Below are 17,239 nucleotides of genomic sequence, written 5' to 3'. Positions count from 1 at the left end.
CCGATTGTTTCATGTCCGGGCGGCGACCATGGCCTGACGGGCGCCATAGCTACCGTCAGGGGTATTGTCAAGAGGATTCCGCTCACCCCGGTGGGCGTTTTTTGCAGGACGCCATCCCCGGCCGACGAGTGATCCCCCGAGGAAACGGAGAGCCCGCGTGACCCGCAGCGTGTACGTGACCGGCATCGACCGCGGTGACGGCCGACAGGTCGTCGAGCTGGGAGTCATGGAGCTGCTGACCCGGCAGGTGGACCGGGTGGGCGTCTTCCGCCCTCTCGTCCACGACGGCCCCGACCGTCTTTTCGAACTGCTGCGCGCCCGCTACCGCCTCTCCCAGGACCCGGCGACCGTCTACGGCATGAACTACCGGGAGGCGTCCGCCCTCCAGGCCGAACAGGGCACGGACGAACTGGTGTCGGCCCTCGTCGACCGGTTCCATCTGGTCACCCGCGACTACGACGTGGTCCTCGTCCTCGGCACCGACTTCGCCGACACCCAGCTCCCGGACGAGCTGTCCCTCAATGCCCGGCTCGCCAACGAGTTCGGGGCCTCCGTCCTGCCGGTCGTGGGCGGCCGCAGGCAGCACGCCGAGTCGGTGCTCGCCGAGACCCGCAACGCCTACCGCGCCTACGACGGCCTGGGCTGCGACGTGCTGGCCATGGTCACCAACCGGGTGGCCCGCGAGGACCGCGACGAGATCGCCGAGCGGCTGACCGGCCGGCTGCCGGTGCCCTGCTGGGTGGTGCCGGACGAGCCGGCCCTGTCCGCGCCGACGGTCGCGCAGATCACCCAGGCCCTGGACGGCAGGGTCCTGCTGGGCGACGACTCCGGCCTGGCCCGCGACGCCCTCGACTTCGTCTTCGGCGGCGCCATGCTGCCCAACCTCCTCAAGGCGCTGACCCCCGGCTGCCTGGTGGTCACCCCCGGCGACCGCGCCGACCTGGTCATCGGCTCGCTCGCCGCACACAGCGCCGGCACCCCGCCGATAGCCGGTGTGCTGCTCACCCTGAACGAGGCGCCGCGGCAGGAGATCCTCACCCTGGCCGGCCGGCTCGCCCCGGGCACCCCGGTGGTCTCGGTGTCCGGCAACAGCTTCCCCACCGCCGAGCGGCTGTTCTCCCTGGAGGGCAAGCTGAACGCGGCCACGCCGCGCAAGGCGGAGACCGCGCTCGGCCTGTTCGAGCGGTACATCGACACCGCCGACCTCAGCAAGCGCGTCTCCGCGCCCAGCAGCGACCGGGTCACCCCGATGATGTTCGAGCACCAACTGCTCGAACAGGCCCGCAGCGACAGGCGCCGGGTCGTGCTGCCGGAGGGCACCGAGGAGCGCGTGCTGCACGCGGCGGAGGTGCTGCTGCGCCGGGGCGTGTGCGACCTGACCCTGCTCGGCCCGGTGGAAGGGATCCGCAAGAAGGCCGCCGACCTCGGCATCGACCTCGCGGACGCGCAGCTGATCGACCCGGCCACCTCCGACCTGCGGGACGCCTTCGCCGAGCGGTACGCGCTGCTGCGCGCCCACAAGGGCGTCACGGTCGAGCTGGCCTACGACGTCGTCTCGGACGTGAACTACTTCGGCACGCTGATGGTGCAGGAGGGTCTGGCCGACGGCATGGTGTCGGGGTCGGTGCACTCCACGGCCGCGACCATCCGGCCCGCGTTCGAGATCATCAAGACCCGCAGCGACGCCTCGATCGTCTCGTCGGTGTTCTTCATGTGCCTGGCCGACAAGGTGCTCGTCTACGGCGACTGCGCGGTCAACCCCGTCCCGGACGCCGAGCAACTGGCCGACATCGCCATCCAGTCGGCGGCCACCGCCGCCCGGTTCGGGGTGGAGCCGCGGATCGCCATGCTGTCGTACTCCACCGGCACCTCCGGCTCGGGCGCCGACGTGGACAAGGTGCGCGAGGCGACCGACCTGGTGCGGCTGCGCCGCCCGGACCTGATGATCGAGGGACCGATCCAGTACGACGCGGCCGTGGAGCCGTCGGTGGCCGCCACCAAGCTGCCCGGCTCAGAGGTGGCGGGGCAGGCCACCGTGCTGATCTTCCCGGACCTGAACACCGGCAACAACACCTACAAGGCCGTGCAGCGTTCGGCCGGCGCGATCGCGGTCGGCCCGGTCCTCCAGGGCCTGCGCAAGCCGATCAACGACCTGTCCCGGGGCGCCCTCGTGCAGGACATCGTCACCACCGTGGCCATCACGGCGATCCAGGCCCAGTCGTCCGGCACCTGACCTCCCGTCGAACGCGTGCGGCCGGGGCCGCCCACGGCCCCGGCCGCAGACCTCCCCAGCTCCCGACCAGAAAGCGTCAGCGCTCGTGACCGCGACCCGCGTCCTCGTCCTCAACTCCGGCTCCTCGTCGCTGAAGTACCAGCTGCTCGACATGCGTGACGCGACCCGGCTCGCCGTCGGTCTGGTGGAGCGCATCGGCGAGCGGACCTCCCGGCTCCAGCACACCTGCCTGACCGCGGAGGGCACCCGCGAGCACAACGGCCCCCTCGCCGACCACGACGCCGCGCTGAAGGCGGTCGCGGAGGAACTGGCCAAGGACGGGCTCGGCCTGGACTCCCCCGAACTGGCCGCGATCGGGCACCGGGTGGTGCACGGCGGCATGTTCTTCACCGAGCCGACCGTCGTCGACTCCGCCGTGCTCACCGAGATCGAGCGGCTGATCCCGGTGGCGCCGCTGCACAACCCGGCCAACCTCACCGGCATCCGCACGGCCATGGCGCTGCGCCCCGACCTGCCGCAGGTCGCCGTCTTCGACACGGCGTTCCACACGACCATGCCGGAGTCCGCGGCGCGCTACGCGATCGACGCTCGGACCGCCGACCGGTACCGGGTGCGGCGCTACGGCTTCCACGGCACCTCGCACGCCTACGTCTCCCGGGCGACCGCCGAGTTGCTGGGCAGGGCCCCCGAGGACGTCAACGTCATCGTGCTGCACCTGGGCAACGGCGCGTCGGCCTCGGCGGTCCGGGGCGGCCGGTGCGTGGACACCTCCATGGGGTTCACCCCGCTGGAGGGACTGGTGATGGGAACGCGTTCCGGTGACCTCGACCCGGCCGTCATCTTCCATTTGCAGAGAGTCGGCGGAATGTCCATGGACGAGGTCGACACTCTCCTCAACAAGAAGAGCGGTTTGTTCGGCCTGTGCGGCGAGAACGACATGCGGGAGATTCGGCACCGGATGGAGGAGGGCGACGACGGGGCACGGCTCGCGTTCGAGATCTACATCCATCGGCTGAAGAAGTACGTGGGCGCCTATTACGCGGTACTCGGCACCGTGGACGCTCTCGCCTTCACGGCCGGGGTCGGCGAGAACGCGGCCTTTGTGCGCGAGGCCGCCCTCGACGGCCTGGAAGGGCTGGGCCTGGCGGTGGACCGCGAGCGGAACGCCGTACGCGGCGACGGGGCGCGGCTGATCTCGCCCGAGGGCGCCCGGATCGCCGTGGCCGTGGTTCCCACGGACGAGGAAATGGAGATCGCCGCCCAGACTTACGCGCTGGTCGGAAAGGACGGCTGAGCACGTCCACGGAATTTCGACCGGCACTCGAGTGAGCGCGAAGGCGCCCATTTGTATCTTCCACCTGACGGAATATTCCGGAGCGAAACAAACCGATAGGATCGCCCCATGCGCCGTTCGAAAATCGTCTGTACTCTCGGCCCAGCGGTCGACTCCCACGAGATGCTCGTCGCCATGATCGAGGCGGGCATGAACGTGGCCCGTTTCAACTTCAGCCACGGAACGCACGCCGAGCACCAGGCACGGTACGACCGTGTCCGCGCCGCGGCCAAGGAGACCGGCCGGGCCATCGCCGTCCTCGCGGACCTCCAGGGTCCGAAGATCCGGCTGGAGACCTTCGCCGAGGGTCCGGTGGAGCTCGAGCGGGGTGACGAGTTCACCATCACCACCGAGGACGTCCCGGGCGACAAGCACATCTGCGGTACGACGTACAAGGGGCTGCCGGCCGACGTCTCGCGCGGCGACCAGGTCCTCATCAACGACGGCAACGTCGAGCTGAAGGTCCTGGACGTCGAGGGCCCGCGGGTGAAGACGATCGTCATCGAGGGCGGCGTCATCTCCGACCACAAGGGCATCAACCTGCCCGGCGCCGCGGTGAACGTGCCCGCGCTGTCCGAGAAGGACGTCGAGGACCTGCGCTTCGCACTGCGCATGGGCTGCGACATGGTCGCCCTGTCCTTCGTCCGCGACGCCAAGGACGTCTCCGACGTCCACCGGGTCATGGACGAGGAGGGCCGCCGCGTCCCCGTCATCGCCAAGGTGGAGAAGCCGCAGGCGGTGGAGAACATGCAGGACGTCGTGATGGCGTTCGACGGCGTGATGGTGGCCCGCGGCGACCTGGCCGTCGAGTATCCGCTCGAAAAGGTCCCCATGGTGCAGAAGCGCCTGATCGAGCTGTGCCGGCGCAACGCCAAGCCGGTGATCGTGGCGACCCAGATGATGGAGTCGATGATCACCAACTCCCGTCCGACCCGCGCCGAGGCCTCCGACGTGGCCAACGCGATCCTGGACGGCGCCGACGCGGTCATGCTGTCGGCCGAGTCCAGCGTGGGCGCCTACCCGGTCGAGACCGTCAAGACGATGTCGAAGATCGTCAGGGCGGCGGAGGAGGAGCTGCTCTCCAAGGGCCTGCAGCCGCTGGTCCCCGGCAAGAAGCCGCGCACACAGGGCGGTTCGGTGGCCCGCGCCGCCTGCGAGATCGCCGACTTCCTGGGCGGCAAGGGCCTGGTGGCCTTCACCCAGTCCGGCGACACGGCCCGCCGGCTGTCCCGCTACCGCGCCTGCCAGCCGATCCTGGCGTTCACCACCGACGAGTCCACCCGCAACCAGCTCGCGCTCAGCTGGGGGGTGGAGTCGCACGTGGTGCCGTTCGTCAACAGCACCGACGAGATGGTCGACCTGGTCGACCAGGAGCTGGTCAAGCTCAACCGCTTCGCCCCCGGCGACACGGTCATCATCACCGCCGGCTCGCCTCCCGGCGTCCCCGGCACCACCAACATGGTCCGCGTCCACCACCTGGGCGGCGGCTCCCGCGACTGAGCGCGCGCACGGCCGACCGGCGCGGATCGCCACGGACCGGCACATGACTGAGGGCGCCCCCTGCGTACAGGGGGCGCCCTCAGCGGTGTCGCGGCTCCCGGACGGGCCCGCGGCCGGTCAGTCGGTGGTGTACACGTGCATTCCGGGGACGTGCAGGTTGCCGCCGAACTGGGCCGCCTGGACCACCTTGACGTGGGTGAAGTAGATCCACGGGATGTTCAGCGGCGGTGGGCACGTCGGGTCGAAGGTGATGGGGATCAGCCCGAACAGGTTGCCGGAGATGCTCTCGGTGTACATCACCGTGTCGCCACCGCGAATCGTGGACATCGAGCCCTGGGCGGCCTGCACGTGGTAGGTCTTGCCGGCCTGCTTGTCCTTCACCGTCTGGTGCAGGTCGCCGATGTTGGTGCCCTGCGAAATGACGTACTTCAGCACCTTCTTGACCTTGCCGCTGGCCGTGCGCACCTCCACGACGCCCTGGTAGTCGGCGCCCTTCAGCTCCAGCGAGCTGGCGTCCAGGTACCAGGGGTCGTCGGCCAGGAGCACCGTGTTGTCCACGCCGCCCACGGTGTCGGTGGCGACGGGGCAGTCCTCCGGGTCCGTCGTGGAACTCGCCGACGGGCTCGGGGAGGCCGTCGCCGCGTCGGCCGCCTCGCCGACCGTGTCCTTGGCTCCCTCGACGGCCTTCCCGGCCTCCCCGACCGTTCTGGACACCGCGCCGGCCGTGTCCTTCACGGTGCCCTCGACCGTGTCCTTGACGGTGCCGGTGACCTTCCGGGCGGTGTCCTCGGCCGGGGCGGAGGCGCCGTCGCCGGTGCCGCCGGTCCCGCCCGCCGCGGGCGAGGAGGAGGCGGACGGCGCGACCCCCGGGTCCGCGGAGGCCCCGGAGCCCTGCTTGCCGCCGGCGAGGAGGCCTCCGAGCGCGTCCCCGACGCCTCCGAGCGCGTCGCCGACGGTCCCCAGCACGCCGCCGCTCCCGGCCACCGACGGGGCCGCTGGGGCCGCCGGGGCGGCTCCCCCGGTCCCCGAACCGCCGGGCTGGCTCTGGGAGGCGGTGGGGGCCGGCTCGGGCGCGGCCTTGTCGCCGGAGGCCGTGCCGGGCGAGGAGGAGGCGTGCGAGGAGGACGCGTCCTGCTGACCGTTGCGGTCCGCCTGGCTGTCCTGCCCCGTGGCGGACGGGGCCGGGGACGCCGGCTTCGCGGTGGCGCCGCCGTCCTCCGCGGCGTCGCCGGCGCTCGCGGAGGCGGACGGCGCCGGCGAGGCCTTGTCCTGGGAGCCGTCCAGCGCCGCGACACAGTCCTTGTACTCGTCGGCGGTCAGGCTCTTGGCGGACGGCGTCGGCGCGTTGTTGTCGGCGACGGCGTGCGTCGATGTGAGGCCCATCCCCATGAGGACCGCGGTCGGCATCGCCGCCATGGCTATCGCCCTGCCGGCCGGCATGTGGAACCTGGTGAACAGCGGCTTCTTGGGTGCCGCGTGGCGCGGCCCGGTTCTCACACGGAACTCCTCCACTCCCGTCCCGTGAGTCACCTCGTCAGCCGGCACTTCGCCTCCCGTTCGCCCCGTTGGCCGGGCTCGTTCCTGACAGGTCGTTCTCCCCCAGCGCCTCGAGGTTCTGGGAGGGGTCACCCTCACTCACCGGGTCCACCATCGGGTCCACCAGCGGGCCGGGCTCGGCCTCGGGAGCACCGCCCGGTACCGGGCGGGCCCGCTCGACGTCCTCCGGAGCGGGCGGTACGCCCTCCGCCCAGGCCACGGCCATCGCGCCGCCGATGAGCGCGAGCAGGAAGCCCATGACGAAGCCGCCGAAGTTGGACACCGGGATGGACACCAGCGCCAGCAGGATCGCCGCGACACCCGCGAACACCCGGATGTGCTTCTGGAACCAGAGGCTGACGCCCAGGACGACGAGGAGCACGCCGATGATCAGGGACCCGGCTCCCGCGGTGGTGGCCATCGCCAGCGTCAGATGACCGAGCTGAAGGTGGGCGTACGGGAAGTACATGATCGGAAAGCCGCCGAGCAGGACGAACAGACCGGCCCAGAACGGACGTGTGCCCCGCCAGGCGCGGAACTGCAGCCTCCGGCGGGTGAACTGGCCGGCTTCGGCAGGAGTCTCGGCGCTCATGGAAAACAGCTCCCTGGTGCGGCGTTGCTGTGATGAGGGTGGTGCTTGGTCGGTGTGGGGGGTGTGTGAAGAGCGGGTGGAAGGTGGAACGGGCGGGGGCGCCATCGGCTCCCCCGCCCGTCACCGAGTGCCTAGTAGCACTCCTTGGTACCCGTCGCCAGTGACATGCTGAGTCCGCTGAGCTTGAAGGTTCCGGCGGTGGTCGCCCACGCCGTCTGCTTCACGCCGGTCAGCGTGGCCGTTTCGGCCTGCTGGGCGAACCCGAAGGGGCTGGTCTGCTTGTTCTTGAGCTCGCCCGCCTTGACGCCCGGACCCTTGTCGATGCTTCCGGCGGCGACACCGATGTCCATGTTGGTGAACGTGGCGTCGGCCGTGAGGTCGGCGACGTCGATGTAGAGGTTCTCGGCCTCCACCGGCGACTTGCCGCCGCCCGCCTTCAGGATCAGGCTCACGTTGCCGAACGGCGTCGGGGTGACGACCGACTGGCACAGGTTGTTGATCGTGGCCGTCCGGAACGCCGAGACCGCGACCGGGTGGTTCTCGTCCTTGCTGCCGTCGAGGCTCTTCCCCGAGTCGATCGCGCCGTACTGGGAGAACCCCTTGCCTTCGAGCCGGTCCGCCGTCACCTTGAACGACTGGCCCGACACGCTGAACGACGCGGCGAGGGCACCCTGAGCCAGGGCCACGCCTATCGCCGCCGTCGCGGCCACGCTGGGCACCATGACCACAGCGAACCGCTTCCATCTGGTCCCGCCACGCACTTGGGACTCCATTTTTCCTCCTTCTCGGACGTACATCTCCTGGCCCGGCTCACCACCGGCCGGCGGTTCGGCCGGGCAGGGATGGGAGAAGTGCTACGTCCTCGGGAAGGAGAGCGCCCGTACTCGGTGACGCCAACCGCGCCCGAATCACCGGCGATCACCCCCGAGCGACAACCACTGGTCGCGCCTGACACACATCACGCACAACCTTGCTGGACAGGCTTCGCCAGCCGGCGAAGACCCCCCTGTCCCAAGGGCCGGCGTCACTACCGCCGCCCCTGCTCGGTGGGGACCCAGGCACCCCATGACCCGGCCGGCTGCCGGGGTACGGGGATGGACCGAGCGTCGCCGATCGTGGTGCATTCTCGCCGCCCGCACAAGGGGGTTCGTTACTCGCTGGTAACGGCCGGGCCACCGGGACACGACGCACCGGTCTCGAACGGCGACACTGGGTGGCAACAAAGGGCAGAACAAAACGCCCCATCTCCGGCTGGAACCGGGCGGAAGCACACCCCTGATTTACTGCCAGTAACAGCGGCCGCGCTTACCAAGTTTTGGTAAAGCGCGGCCGCACTGACGGCCCCTCGGCCAATCCTTCACTCGGGCATCACAGGCCGTGAGGTTCAACGACTGGCCACCGCAGGAGCATTGGCCCGGATCAGAACAGCGCCCGCGCCAACGCCCGGCGCGCCCCCGTCACTCGTGGGTCCTCGGCCCCGACGACCTCGAAGAGCTCCAGCAGCCGCAGCCGCACCGTGTCCCGGTCCTCACCGGCGGTGCGCCGCACGGTGTCGATGAGCCGGCCGAACGCGTCCTCCACGTGACCGCCCACCAGGTCCAGGTCGGCGGCGATGATCTGCGCCTGCACGTCGGCGGGCCTCTCGGCCGCCTCCTTGCGCACCCGCTGCGGGTCCAGACCCTGCACCCGCTGGAGCAACTCGGCCTGCGCCAGGCCGAGTTTGGCCTCCGGGTTGCCCGGGTCGTCGGCCAGCACGTTCTTGTACGCCTGGACCGCGCCACCCAGGTCGCCGGCGTCGAGGGCCTGCGAGGCCGCGTTCAGCAGTGCGTCGTACGGGCCGACCGGGACCTGTGGGGCCGCCTCGGCGCCCGCCTCGGCGTCCGGGTCGACGGTCAGGCCGGTCAGCCCGAACCGCTGCTCGGCGACCTGCACCAGCTGGTCCAGCGTCTCCCGGATCTGCGCCTCTGCCGCCGCGCCCTGGAACAGGGGCAGGGCCTGGCCCGCGACCACCGCGAAGACCGCGGGGATCCCCTGGACGCCGAACTGCTGCATCAGCAACTGGTTGGCGTCGACGTCGATCTTGGCGAGCAGGAAGCGCCCGTTGTACTCGACGGCCAACCGCTCCAGGACCGGGCTCAGCTGCTTGCAGGGCTGACACCACTCGGCCCAGAAGTCGATGACGACCGGTACCTCGGCCGACCGCTGAAGGACGTCGCGCTCGAAAGCGGCCTCGTCGACGTCGATGACGAGATCGGCCGGGGAGACCGCCCCCGCGCCGCCCTCCCTGGCCGCTTGGGCGCGCGCCTGCTCCGCCTTCGCCTTGGCCTCCTGGGCCGCCTTCACCGCGGCAAGGTCGACGACTCCGCTCATGGACATGTTCCGTGGCTGCATGCGCCTATCCTCCCCCGTTCTGCCCGCCTGAGTGAAAACCGCCGGGAAAGCCGTACCGCCGCGGGCGCCCGGTCCCCACCTGGCGCCCTGTGGTCGTCGCTCGGACGCGGGCTCGCGCCCGCGTTTCGCTACGGCACGTAGCGTAATGGCGCCGGGTGCCCTCGTGGAAGCTCATCGCGGTGATCTCTCTCACGACCGGACAGGAATCACTCGTTTTCGGTCCGGTTATGGTCAGGGAATGCAGAGCCGCACCCCGATCGCCCGCGCCGGCCGGCCGCGCAGCGCCGCCGCGGACGCGGCGATCCTGGCCGCCACCCGGGCGGCGCTGGTGGAGCTGGGCTGGTCCGGACTCACCCTGGGGGACGTGGCCACCCGGGCCGGGGTCGCGAAGACGACGCTGTACCGCCGCTGGGCCGGCAAGAACGAACTCGTGGTCGATGCCGTCGCCGAACTCTTCGACGAGCTCCGTCTCCCCGACCGCGGCAGCCTCGCCGCCGACATCGAGGGCGTGGTGCTCCAGTTCGCGGCGATCCTGGCCCGGCCCGAGACCAAGAGCGGCCTGATGGCCGTGGTCGCCGAGTCGACCCGCGACGAGGCCCTGCGCGAACGCATCCGCACCTCGATCGTGGACCGCCAGAAACACCTGGTCCTGGAGGGCCGCGCCCGCGCCCAGACGCGCGGCGAACTCCCCCCGGAACCGGACCCGGAGGAGGCCGCCCGCACGGTCGGCCTGATCTTCGACGTCGTCGCGGGCGCGGTGGTGCACCGCACCCTGGTCAGCGACGAACCGGCGGACGAACGATGGGTGCACGACCTCACCCGGCTCCTTCTGACCGGGCTGGCGGCGAACGGCTGAGGGGGAGCCGGGACGGATCAACCCGCCCCGGCTCCTGGTCCTGCCTTGGCCCTCAGAACCCCGCGGGCTCCGTGTAGACCCCCCACTCGTCCCGCAGCACCCCGCAGATCTCACCCAGCGTCGCCTCGGCGCGCACCGCGTCGAGCATCGGCTCGATCATGTTGGCGCCGGAGCGCGCGGCCGCCAGCATCGCGTCCAGCGCGGAGCGCACGGCGCTGTCGTCCCGCGCGGCCTTCCGCTCGCCGAGCACCCGCACCTGCTCCCGCTCCACCTCGTGGCTGACCCGCAGGATCTCCAGATCGCCGGTGACCGAGCCGGTGTGGACGTTGACGCCGACGACCCTCTTGTCGCCCTTCTCCAGCGCCCGCTGGTACCGGAACGCCGACTCCGCGATCTCGCCGGTGAACCACCCGTCCTCGATCCCCCGCAGGATTCCGGACGTGATCGGCCCGATCGGGTGCTGCCCGTCGGGGTGCGCGCGCAGTCCGCGCTCCTTGATCTGCTCGAAGATCTTCTCGGCGTCCGCCTCGATCCGGTCCGTCAGCTGCTCGATGTACCACGAACCGCCCAGCGGATCGGCCACGTTGGCGACCCCGGTCTCCTCCATCAGCACCTGCTGGGTGCGCAGCGCGATCTCCGCGGCCTGCTCGCTCGGCAGCGCGAGCGTCTCGTCGAGCGCGTTGGTGTGCAGCGAGTTGGTGCCGCCGAGCACCGCCGCGAGCGCCTCGACGGCCGTACGCACGACGTTGTTGTACGGCTGCTGGGCGGTCAGCGAGACCCCGGCGGTCTGCGTGTGGAAGCGCAGCCACTGCGCCTTGTCGGTCTTCGCCCCGTAGACGTCCCGCATCCACCGGGCCCAGATGCGGCGCGCCGCGCGGAACTTGGCGATCTCCTCGAAGAAGTCGAGGTGCGCGTCGAAGAAGAAGGACAGGCCGGGCGCGAAGACGTCGACGTCGAGACCGCGGCTCAGCCCCAGTTCGACGTATCCGAAGCCGTCCGCCAGCGTGTACGCCAGCTCCTGCGCGGCCGTCGCCCCCGCCTCGCGGATGTGGTAGCCGGAGACGGACAGCGGCTTGTACGCGGGGATCCTGGAGGCGCAGTGCTCCATCAGGTCGCCGATGAGGCGCAGATGCGGCTCGGGCTGGAAGAGCCACTCCTTCTGCGCGATGTACTCCTTGAAGATGTCCGTCTGGAGCGTGCCGTTGAGGACGGCGGCGTCCACGCCCTGCCGCTCCGCGGCGACCAGGTACATGCAGAAGGCGGGGACGGCCGGCCCGCTGATCGTCATCGACGTGGTGACGTCACCGAGCGGGATGTCCTTGAACAGCACCTCCATGTCGGCCGCCGAGTCGATGGCCACGCCGCAGTGGCCGACCTCGCCCAGGGAACGCGGGTCGTCGGAGTCGCGGCCCATGAGCGTCGGCATGTCGAAGGCGACCGAGAGCCCGCCTCCGCCGTTGCCGAGGATCATCTTGTAGCGCTCGTTGGTCTGCTCGGCGTTGCCGAACCCGGCGAACTGCCGGATCGTCCAGGTGCGTCCCCGGTAGCCGGTCGGATACAGGCCGCGGGTGAAGGGGTACTCCCCCGGCCAGCCGATCCGCTCGAATCCCTCGTACGTGTCTCCCTGCCGGGGGCCGTACACCGGCTCCACGGGATCGCCGGAGAGCGTGGTGAAGTCCGCCTCGCGCTTGCGTGCGGCGTCGTACCGGGCCTGCCAGCGACGGCGGCCCTCCTCGATGGCGTCAGCGTCCATACCCTCGAATTTACTAGGACGTCCAAGTAAATGTCGACGGCTGACCGCCGTACGGGTTCCGTACGGCGGTGGCGCGTGCCTACGCCTTGGCCACCGCGGGGGCCTCGTCCTGCGCGGCGAGCCGGGACTCCAGCTCGCGGCTGACCCGGCGCTCGACGAAGAAGGCGGCGGTCGGGACGGTCCCCGCGAGGAGCACCCACAGCTGCTTGGCGACCGGCCACTTGGCCTTGGAGCCCAGGTCGAAGGCGAACACCAGGTACACGACGTACAGCCAGCCGTGCGCGATGCCGACGACGCTCGTGAAGCTCGCCGCGCCGTTGATGCCCAGCACGTACTTGGCGATCACGCCAAGAGTCAGCAGGACCAGCAGCACACCGGTGACGTAGGCCATGACCCGGTAGCGGGTCAGCACGCTTCGTTTCATGGGGACGAGCGTAACCACCCGTTCCGGGAGATCTTGCCCCGGGTGGCCGTGCCGCGGCCGGCCCCTGCCGCGGCCCGTCAGTCCTCGTGGAACGCGGCCCCTCGGTCCTCGTGGAAGTCGTGCGCGGCGACCCGCAGCGGCCGCAGCATCGCGAAGATCTCGCCGCACTCCTCGGCGTCGTAGGCCCCGAGTCCGAACTCCATCGCCATCAGGTCGCGGGTGGCCGACTCGACCACCTCGCGGCCCTTGTCGGTGATGACGGCGAGCGTGCCGCGCCCGTCGTTGGGGTTGGGGCGCCTGGCCACGAGACCGGACCTGACCAGCCGGTCCACGGTGTTCGTCACGGAGGTGGGATGCACCATCAGACGCTCGCCGATCTTGGACATCGGCAGCTCGCCCGCCTTGGAGAAGGTGAGCAGCACCAGGGCCTCGTAGCGCGCGAAGGTCAGCCCGTACGGCTTGACCACCGCGTCGACCTCGGCCAGCAGGATCTGGTGGGCGCGCATGATCGAGGTGATCGCGGCCATCGACGGCACGCTTCCCCAGCGCTGCTTCCAGAGCTCGTCGGCGCGGGCGATGGGGTCGAAAGGGAGACTGAGGGGCTTCGGCACGTCACCAGACCCTACCCGTCGGTCATATCCGGCTCAGCCCCGTCTCAGCTTTCGGTCCGGCGGGCGGCCACCGCCAGCCCCACGCAGCACACCGTCCCCAGGATTCCGGCCCCCGCGACCGTCGCGGCCACCCCGGCGAACTCCGCCGCGACCCCGGCCAGCGCCATGCCCACGCCCTGGATCGTCATGAGTCCGGCGGTCAGCAGGGTCATCGCCCGGCCGCGCAGTTCCTCGGGCACCGCCCGCACGAACCACTGGTCCAGGCCGAGGGTGTACGCCGACCCGGTGCCCGACAGCAGCAGCAGGAGGAGGGAGACGGTGAGGTCCGGGTGCAGGGCGTAGCCGAGGTACGGCAGCAGCATGAGGCAGACCAGCGGAAGGGCGATCCGCTCGCGGGCGGCGGGCCGCAGCCGGGAACCCGCGTACAGCTCGCCCGCGATCGCGCCGACGGGCAGCGCGCACATCAGCAGGCCGAGGCCGGTGGAGCCGGCGCCGAGCGCGGCGGCGTACGGCGCCGCCAGCGCCTCGGGCACGACCGCGAACATCGGCGGCAGCCAGAACAGCAGGAGCAGCACCCTGGTCCGGCGGTCGGCGAGGATCTGCCGGGCGCCCCGGAGCGAGTCGCCGACCAGGGCACCCGGCCGCCCGGTGCGCGGCGGGCGGCGCCGGGTGCCGAAGCGGAGCAGCACCGCCGAGGTCAGGAAGGTGCCGACGGTGATGAGCAGGGCGTGCCGGGGGCTGACCACGGTGAGCAGCAGGCCGCCGAGGCCGTAGCCGACGAGCAGCGCGCTCTGCGAGACGATCCGCAGCAGGGAGCGGCCGAGGACGAACAGGTCGCCGTCCCCGAGGATGTCGGTGAGGGTGGCCATGCGCGTCCCCTGGAACACCGGGGACACGACGGCGAGCACGCAGCGCAGGACGAGCAGGACGCCGATGTGGGCCACCGGCGCCACCATGAGGGCCACGCAGGCCGCGCAGGCCAGGTCGCAGACGACGAGCACCCGGCGGGCCGGGAAGCGGTCGGCGATCCCGGCGAGGAGGGTGCCGCCGACGACGTACGGCAGGAAGCCCAGCGCGAAGGTGAGGGCGCTCATCAGGGGCGAGCCGGTGAGGTCGTAGACCAGGACCGACAGGGCGATCTCACTGACGACCACACCGAGCAGGGAGAGGGCGTGGGCGGCGAAGACCGCCCGGAACTCGGGCACGGCGAAGACCCGGGCGTAGCCGGTCGCCGGTTCCGGTGCGGGGGCGCTCGCGGGCGGGGGCTCCGGCTGGTCCGGGGTCTGCGGGGCGGGGGTGGGCTCGGGGGCTTGCTGCATGGGCCGCAGCGTGCCGGTGGGAGGGGCGGGCGGCGTAGAGTTTCGGCCTCCGCCGAATCTTCGCCGTCTTCGCTGTTCTTCGCCGTCTTCGCTGTTCTTCGCTGGTCTTCGCTGTTCTTCCTGGGGGTGCCGTGCCGTTCCGTCTGCACTTCGGGGACGACGACCTCATGCGGTGCCGGTTCGCGGTGTCGCCGCTGTGGGAGACGCAGGAGGCGGTGCGGACGCTGCGGCGGCCGGACCGGCACGGGTACCACCCGCACTGGCTGCGTCGCATCCGGGAGGCCGCGCGGGAGCTGGACCTCGCCCCGCTGTGGCTGCTCATGCCCCGGCGCGGGCACAGCCCCGACTTCCTCGGGCCGCCGCCGATCGGGCCGGCGGCCGTCTTCGAGGACGAGATCGCCCAGCTGCGGGCGGCGGACCCCGGGACGGCGCGGGAGGAGCTGGCGCGGGCGCTCGCCGATACGCCGGGTGCGCTGGAGTCGGCCCGGGGGCGGGCGATGCTCGCCGATCCGGGGCGCGCGGTGCGGGAGCTGGCCGACCTGCTGGAGGCCGCGTGGCATGCGCTGGTCGAACCGGAGTGGCCCCGGCTGCGGGCGCTCCTCGAGGCCGACGTGGCCTTCCACTCGCGGCGGCTGGCCGAGGTGGGGCTGGGGGCGCTGCTGCCCGAGCTGGACCGGCGGATGTCCTGGGACGGCCGGACGCTGACGGTCGACTGGCCGGGCGAGCACGGGCGCGACCTCGACGGGCGGGGCCTGGTGCTGATGCCGAGCGTGTTCTCCTGGCCGGACGTGATCAGCGGCTACGACCCGCCCTGGCAGCCCACGCTGGTGTATCCGGCGCGGGGACTGGCGGGCCTGTGGGCCCGGCCGGGCGCGGAGGGCGGCGAGGCCCTGGTGCGGCTGCTGGGGCGGGGGCGGGCCGCGGTCCTGGCCGCGCTGACCGATCCGGCGACGACGACGACCCTGGCCCACCGGCTGGGCCTGGCTCCGTCGTCGGTGTCGGCGCATCTGACGGTGCTGCGGGACGCGGGCCTGCTCACGTCCCGCCGGTACGGGCACCAGGTGCTGTACGAGCGCACACCGCTGGGGATGGCGCTGGTCTCGGGCGGGTGAGGCGCGCGAGACGGGCGGCGCGGGTGGGACGGGAGTCCCACGACGCGCCGCCGGGTGCCTACCCCGCCTGCTCTGCCTGCTCTGCCTGCCGACCCTGTTGGGCGAGGTACCTCTCGACCCGCTCCACCTTGGCGGTGAGGCCGTCCGTCACGCCGGGACGGATGTCCGCCTTCAGGACCAGGGACACGCGCGGGGCGCGTGCCTCCACCGCGGCGACGGCCCGCCGGACGACGTCCATGACCTCGTCCCACTCGCCCTCGACGGAGGTGAACATCGCGTCGGTGCGGTGGGGCAGTCCGGACTCGCGGACGACCCGGACGGCGTCGGCGACGTACTCCCCCACGTCCTCGCCGACCCCGAGCGGGGTCACGGAAAAGGCGACGATCACGCGCTCACGACTCCCTCGCGGCGGGCGCGGGAGGCGATCACCGCGTCCTCGGCCTCGCGCTTGAGCCTGCGCTCGGCGAAGAAGCCGCCGGTGGGCAGGACCGAGAGGACGAAGTAGAGGGCGGCGGTCCCCAGCGACCACTTGGCGCGGTTCCAGGCGTCGGCCCAGAAGATCACGTACAGGATGAACAGGACGCCGTGGATCGCGCCCATCACGGGCACCGCGTTGAAGTCCGTGGTCCGCTTCAGGACCGAGCAGACCAGCAGCAGGAGGAAGGAGACCGCCTCGGGGGCGGAGACCAGGCGGAGGCGGCGGAGGGCGGTGGCGGTCTTGATGTCCACGGGTCACCTTCGGTGGGAGACGGACCGGCGGGCCGCGGGAGGGGCGCCGGCCGGCTTGTGAATGCGAGCACAAACGTTCGTCCATTGTGGCAAACCCACCGCGCGCGTCCGGTCAGGGGGTGCCCGCGGCCGACCCGTAAGGGTGTGAATCAGGGTCGTTGTCCCCCCGTGGACCCTGTCGGCCGCCCCCGTCCGCCGCTACCTTCGCTGCGTGGCGATGTTCCGACTTCAAGACAGCAGGGTGCTCGCCGTCGACATGACCGGGGATGCCGTGAAGGCCAAGAACGGCTCGATGGTCGCGTACGACGGGCAGATGGCCTTCAAGAGGCTGACCGGTGGCGGCGAGGGACTGCGCGGCGTGGTGACCCGCCGCCTCACCGGCGAGCAGATGACCGTGATGGAGGTGCGGGGGCAGGGAACGTGCTGGTTCGCGGACCGGGCGGCCGAGATCAATCTGGTCCGGCTCCAGGGGGACAAGCTGTACGTCGAGTCGAGCAACCTGCTCGCGACGGACGCCGGGCTGCGCACCGGGACGACGTTCACCGGGCTGCGCGGCGCCTCCCAGGGCAACGGGCTGTTCACGACCACGGTCGAGGGGCACGGGCAGGCGGCGATCATGTCGGACGGGCCGGCGGTGGTGCTCAGGGTCAGCCCGCAGTACCCGCTGATCGTCGACCCCGGCGCCTACGTCGCGCACCAGGGGAACGTCCGGCAGTCCTTCCAGTCCGGGGTGACCTTCCGCACGTTCCTCGGGGAGGGCGGCGGGGAGGCCTTCCAGATCCGGTTCGAGGGGGACGGGTTGGTGTACGTCCAGCCGAGCGAGCGGAACACGATCGCGGGGGACCTGTGA

16 protein-coding genes are annotated in these 17,239 nt (G+C 71.4%); 6 read left to right on the top strand and 10 right to left on the bottom strand.

Annotation, left to right across the window (positions count from 1 at the left end; all coding sequences use genetic code 11):
• The first annotated feature begins 157 nt into the window (after positions 1–157).
• From pta to pyk, 3 genes are all read left to right on the top strand, one after another.
• Positions 158–2,233, top strand: coding sequence for a phosphate acetyltransferase (gene pta / locus ACIHCX_RS14140; protein ID WP_400029193.1), 2,076 nt, complete (start codon positions 158–160; stop codon positions 2,231–2,233).
• Positions 2,234–2,318: 85 nt separating this feature from the next.
• Positions 2,319–3,527 (top strand): acetate kinase, encoded by a 1,209-nt coding sequence (locus ACIHCX_RS14135; RefSeq protein ID WP_400029192.1) that lies wholly within the window; start codon positions 2,319–2,321, stop codon positions 3,525–3,527.
• Between the two features lie 108 nt (positions 3,528–3,635).
• Positions 3,636–5,066 carry a pyruvate kinase gene (pyk, locus tag ACIHCX_RS14130; protein WP_400029191.1) on the top strand — a complete coding sequence of 477 codons (1,431 nt, stop codon included), beginning with the start codon at positions 3,636–3,638 and terminating at the stop codon, positions 5,064–5,066.
• A gap of 117 nt (positions 5,067–5,183) precedes the next feature.
• Here pyk and ACIHCX_RS14125 read toward each other — a convergent pair whose 3' ends face one another.
• From ACIHCX_RS14125 to ACIHCX_RS14110, 4 genes are all read right to left on the bottom strand, one after another.
• Positions 5,184–6,611: a hypothetical protein gene (locus tag ACIHCX_RS14125; RefSeq protein WP_400029190.1), complete on the bottom strand. Its 1,428-nt coding sequence runs from the start codon at positions 6,609–6,611 to the stop codon at positions 5,184–5,186.
• Positions 6,601–7,194 (bottom strand): DUF6114 domain-containing protein, encoded by a 594-nt coding sequence (locus ACIHCX_RS14120; RefSeq protein WP_400029189.1) that lies wholly within the window; start codon positions 7,192–7,194, stop codon positions 6,601–6,603. Before ACIHCX_RS14120 ends, ACIHCX_RS14125 begins: the two co-directional genes overlap by 11 nt.
• Before the next feature lie 131 nt (positions 7,195–7,325).
• Entirely contained in the window at positions 7,326–7,967 is a 642-nt protein-coding gene (locus ACIHCX_RS14115; protein WP_400029188.1) for a DUF6230 family protein, read from the bottom strand.
• Between the two features lie 646 nt (positions 7,968–8,613).
• Positions 8,614–9,585, bottom strand: coding sequence for a tetratricopeptide repeat protein (locus tag ACIHCX_RS14110; protein ID WP_400029187.1), 972 nt, complete (start codon positions 9,583–9,585; stop codon positions 8,614–8,616).
• A gap of 238 nt (positions 9,586–9,823) precedes the next feature.
• On the opposite strand from ACIHCX_RS14110, the gene ACIHCX_RS14105 reads away from it, so the two are divergent.
• Positions 9,824–10,441 (top strand): TetR/AcrR family transcriptional regulator, encoded by a 618-nt coding sequence (locus ACIHCX_RS14105; RefSeq protein WP_400029186.1) that lies wholly within the window; start codon positions 9,824–9,826, stop codon positions 10,439–10,441.
• 52 nt (positions 10,442–10,493) lie between these two features.
• Here ACIHCX_RS14105 and ACIHCX_RS14100 read toward each other — a convergent pair whose 3' ends face one another.
• The 4 genes from ACIHCX_RS14100 to ACIHCX_RS14085 form a co-directional block, all read right to left on the bottom strand.
• Complete coding sequence (locus ACIHCX_RS14100) at positions 10,494–12,194, bottom strand: methylmalonyl-CoA mutase (protein ID WP_400029185.1); 1,701 nt, start codon at positions 12,192–12,194, stop codon at positions 10,494–10,496.
• A gap of 79 nt (positions 12,195–12,273) precedes the next feature.
• Positions 12,274–12,618: a DUF3817 domain-containing protein gene (locus ACIHCX_RS14095; RefSeq protein ID WP_400029184.1), complete on the bottom strand. Its 345-nt coding sequence runs from the start codon at positions 12,616–12,618 to the stop codon at positions 12,274–12,276.
• 77 nt (positions 12,619–12,695) lie between these two features.
• Entirely contained in the window at positions 12,696–13,229 is a 534-nt protein-coding gene (locus ACIHCX_RS14090) for a MarR family winged helix-turn-helix transcriptional regulator (protein WP_400029183.1), read from the bottom strand.
• Between the two features lie 44 nt (positions 13,230–13,273).
• The gene (locus ACIHCX_RS14085) at positions 13,274–14,548 is read right to left on the bottom strand and encodes an MFS transporter (protein ID WP_400029182.1); all 1,275 of its coding nucleotides are present in this window, start codon (positions 14,546–14,548) and stop codon (positions 13,274–13,276) included.
• 131 nt (positions 14,549–14,679) lie between these two features.
• Between ACIHCX_RS14085 and ACIHCX_RS14080 the strand changes: the two genes are divergently transcribed.
• Positions 14,680–15,660, top strand: a complete 981-nt coding sequence (locus tag ACIHCX_RS14080) for a DUF5937 family protein (protein WP_400029181.1) — start codon at positions 14,680–14,682, stop codon at positions 15,658–15,660.
• A gap of 58 nt (positions 15,661–15,718) precedes the next feature.
• Here ACIHCX_RS14080 and ACIHCX_RS14075 read toward each other — a convergent pair whose 3' ends face one another.
• Together ACIHCX_RS14075 and ACIHCX_RS14070 are read right to left on the bottom strand one after the other, a co-directional pair.
• Complete coding sequence (locus ACIHCX_RS14075) at positions 15,719–16,048, bottom strand: MTH1187 family thiamine-binding protein (protein ID WP_400029180.1); 330 nt, start codon at positions 16,046–16,048, stop codon at positions 15,719–15,721.
• Positions 16,045–16,389, bottom strand: a complete 345-nt coding sequence (locus ACIHCX_RS14070) for a DUF3817 domain-containing protein (protein WP_384171129.1) — start codon at positions 16,387–16,389, stop codon at positions 16,045–16,047. Before ACIHCX_RS14070 ends, ACIHCX_RS14075 begins: the two co-directional genes overlap by 4 nt.
• Positions 16,390–16,606: 217 nt before the next feature.
• On the opposite strand from ACIHCX_RS14070, the gene ACIHCX_RS14065 reads away from it, so the two are divergent.
• A complete protein-coding gene (locus tag ACIHCX_RS14065) occupies positions 16,607–17,239 on the top strand; it encodes an AIM24 family protein (protein WP_400029241.1) in 633 nt (210 codons plus the stop codon).

Source organism: Streptomyces sp. NPDC052043, assembly GCF_044548235.1.
In the GTDB taxonomy this organism is placed as follows: domain Bacteria; phylum Actinomycetota; class Actinomycetes; order Streptomycetales; family Streptomycetaceae; genus Streptomyces.
This window is presented reverse-complemented; position numbering and strand designations above follow the sequence as displayed.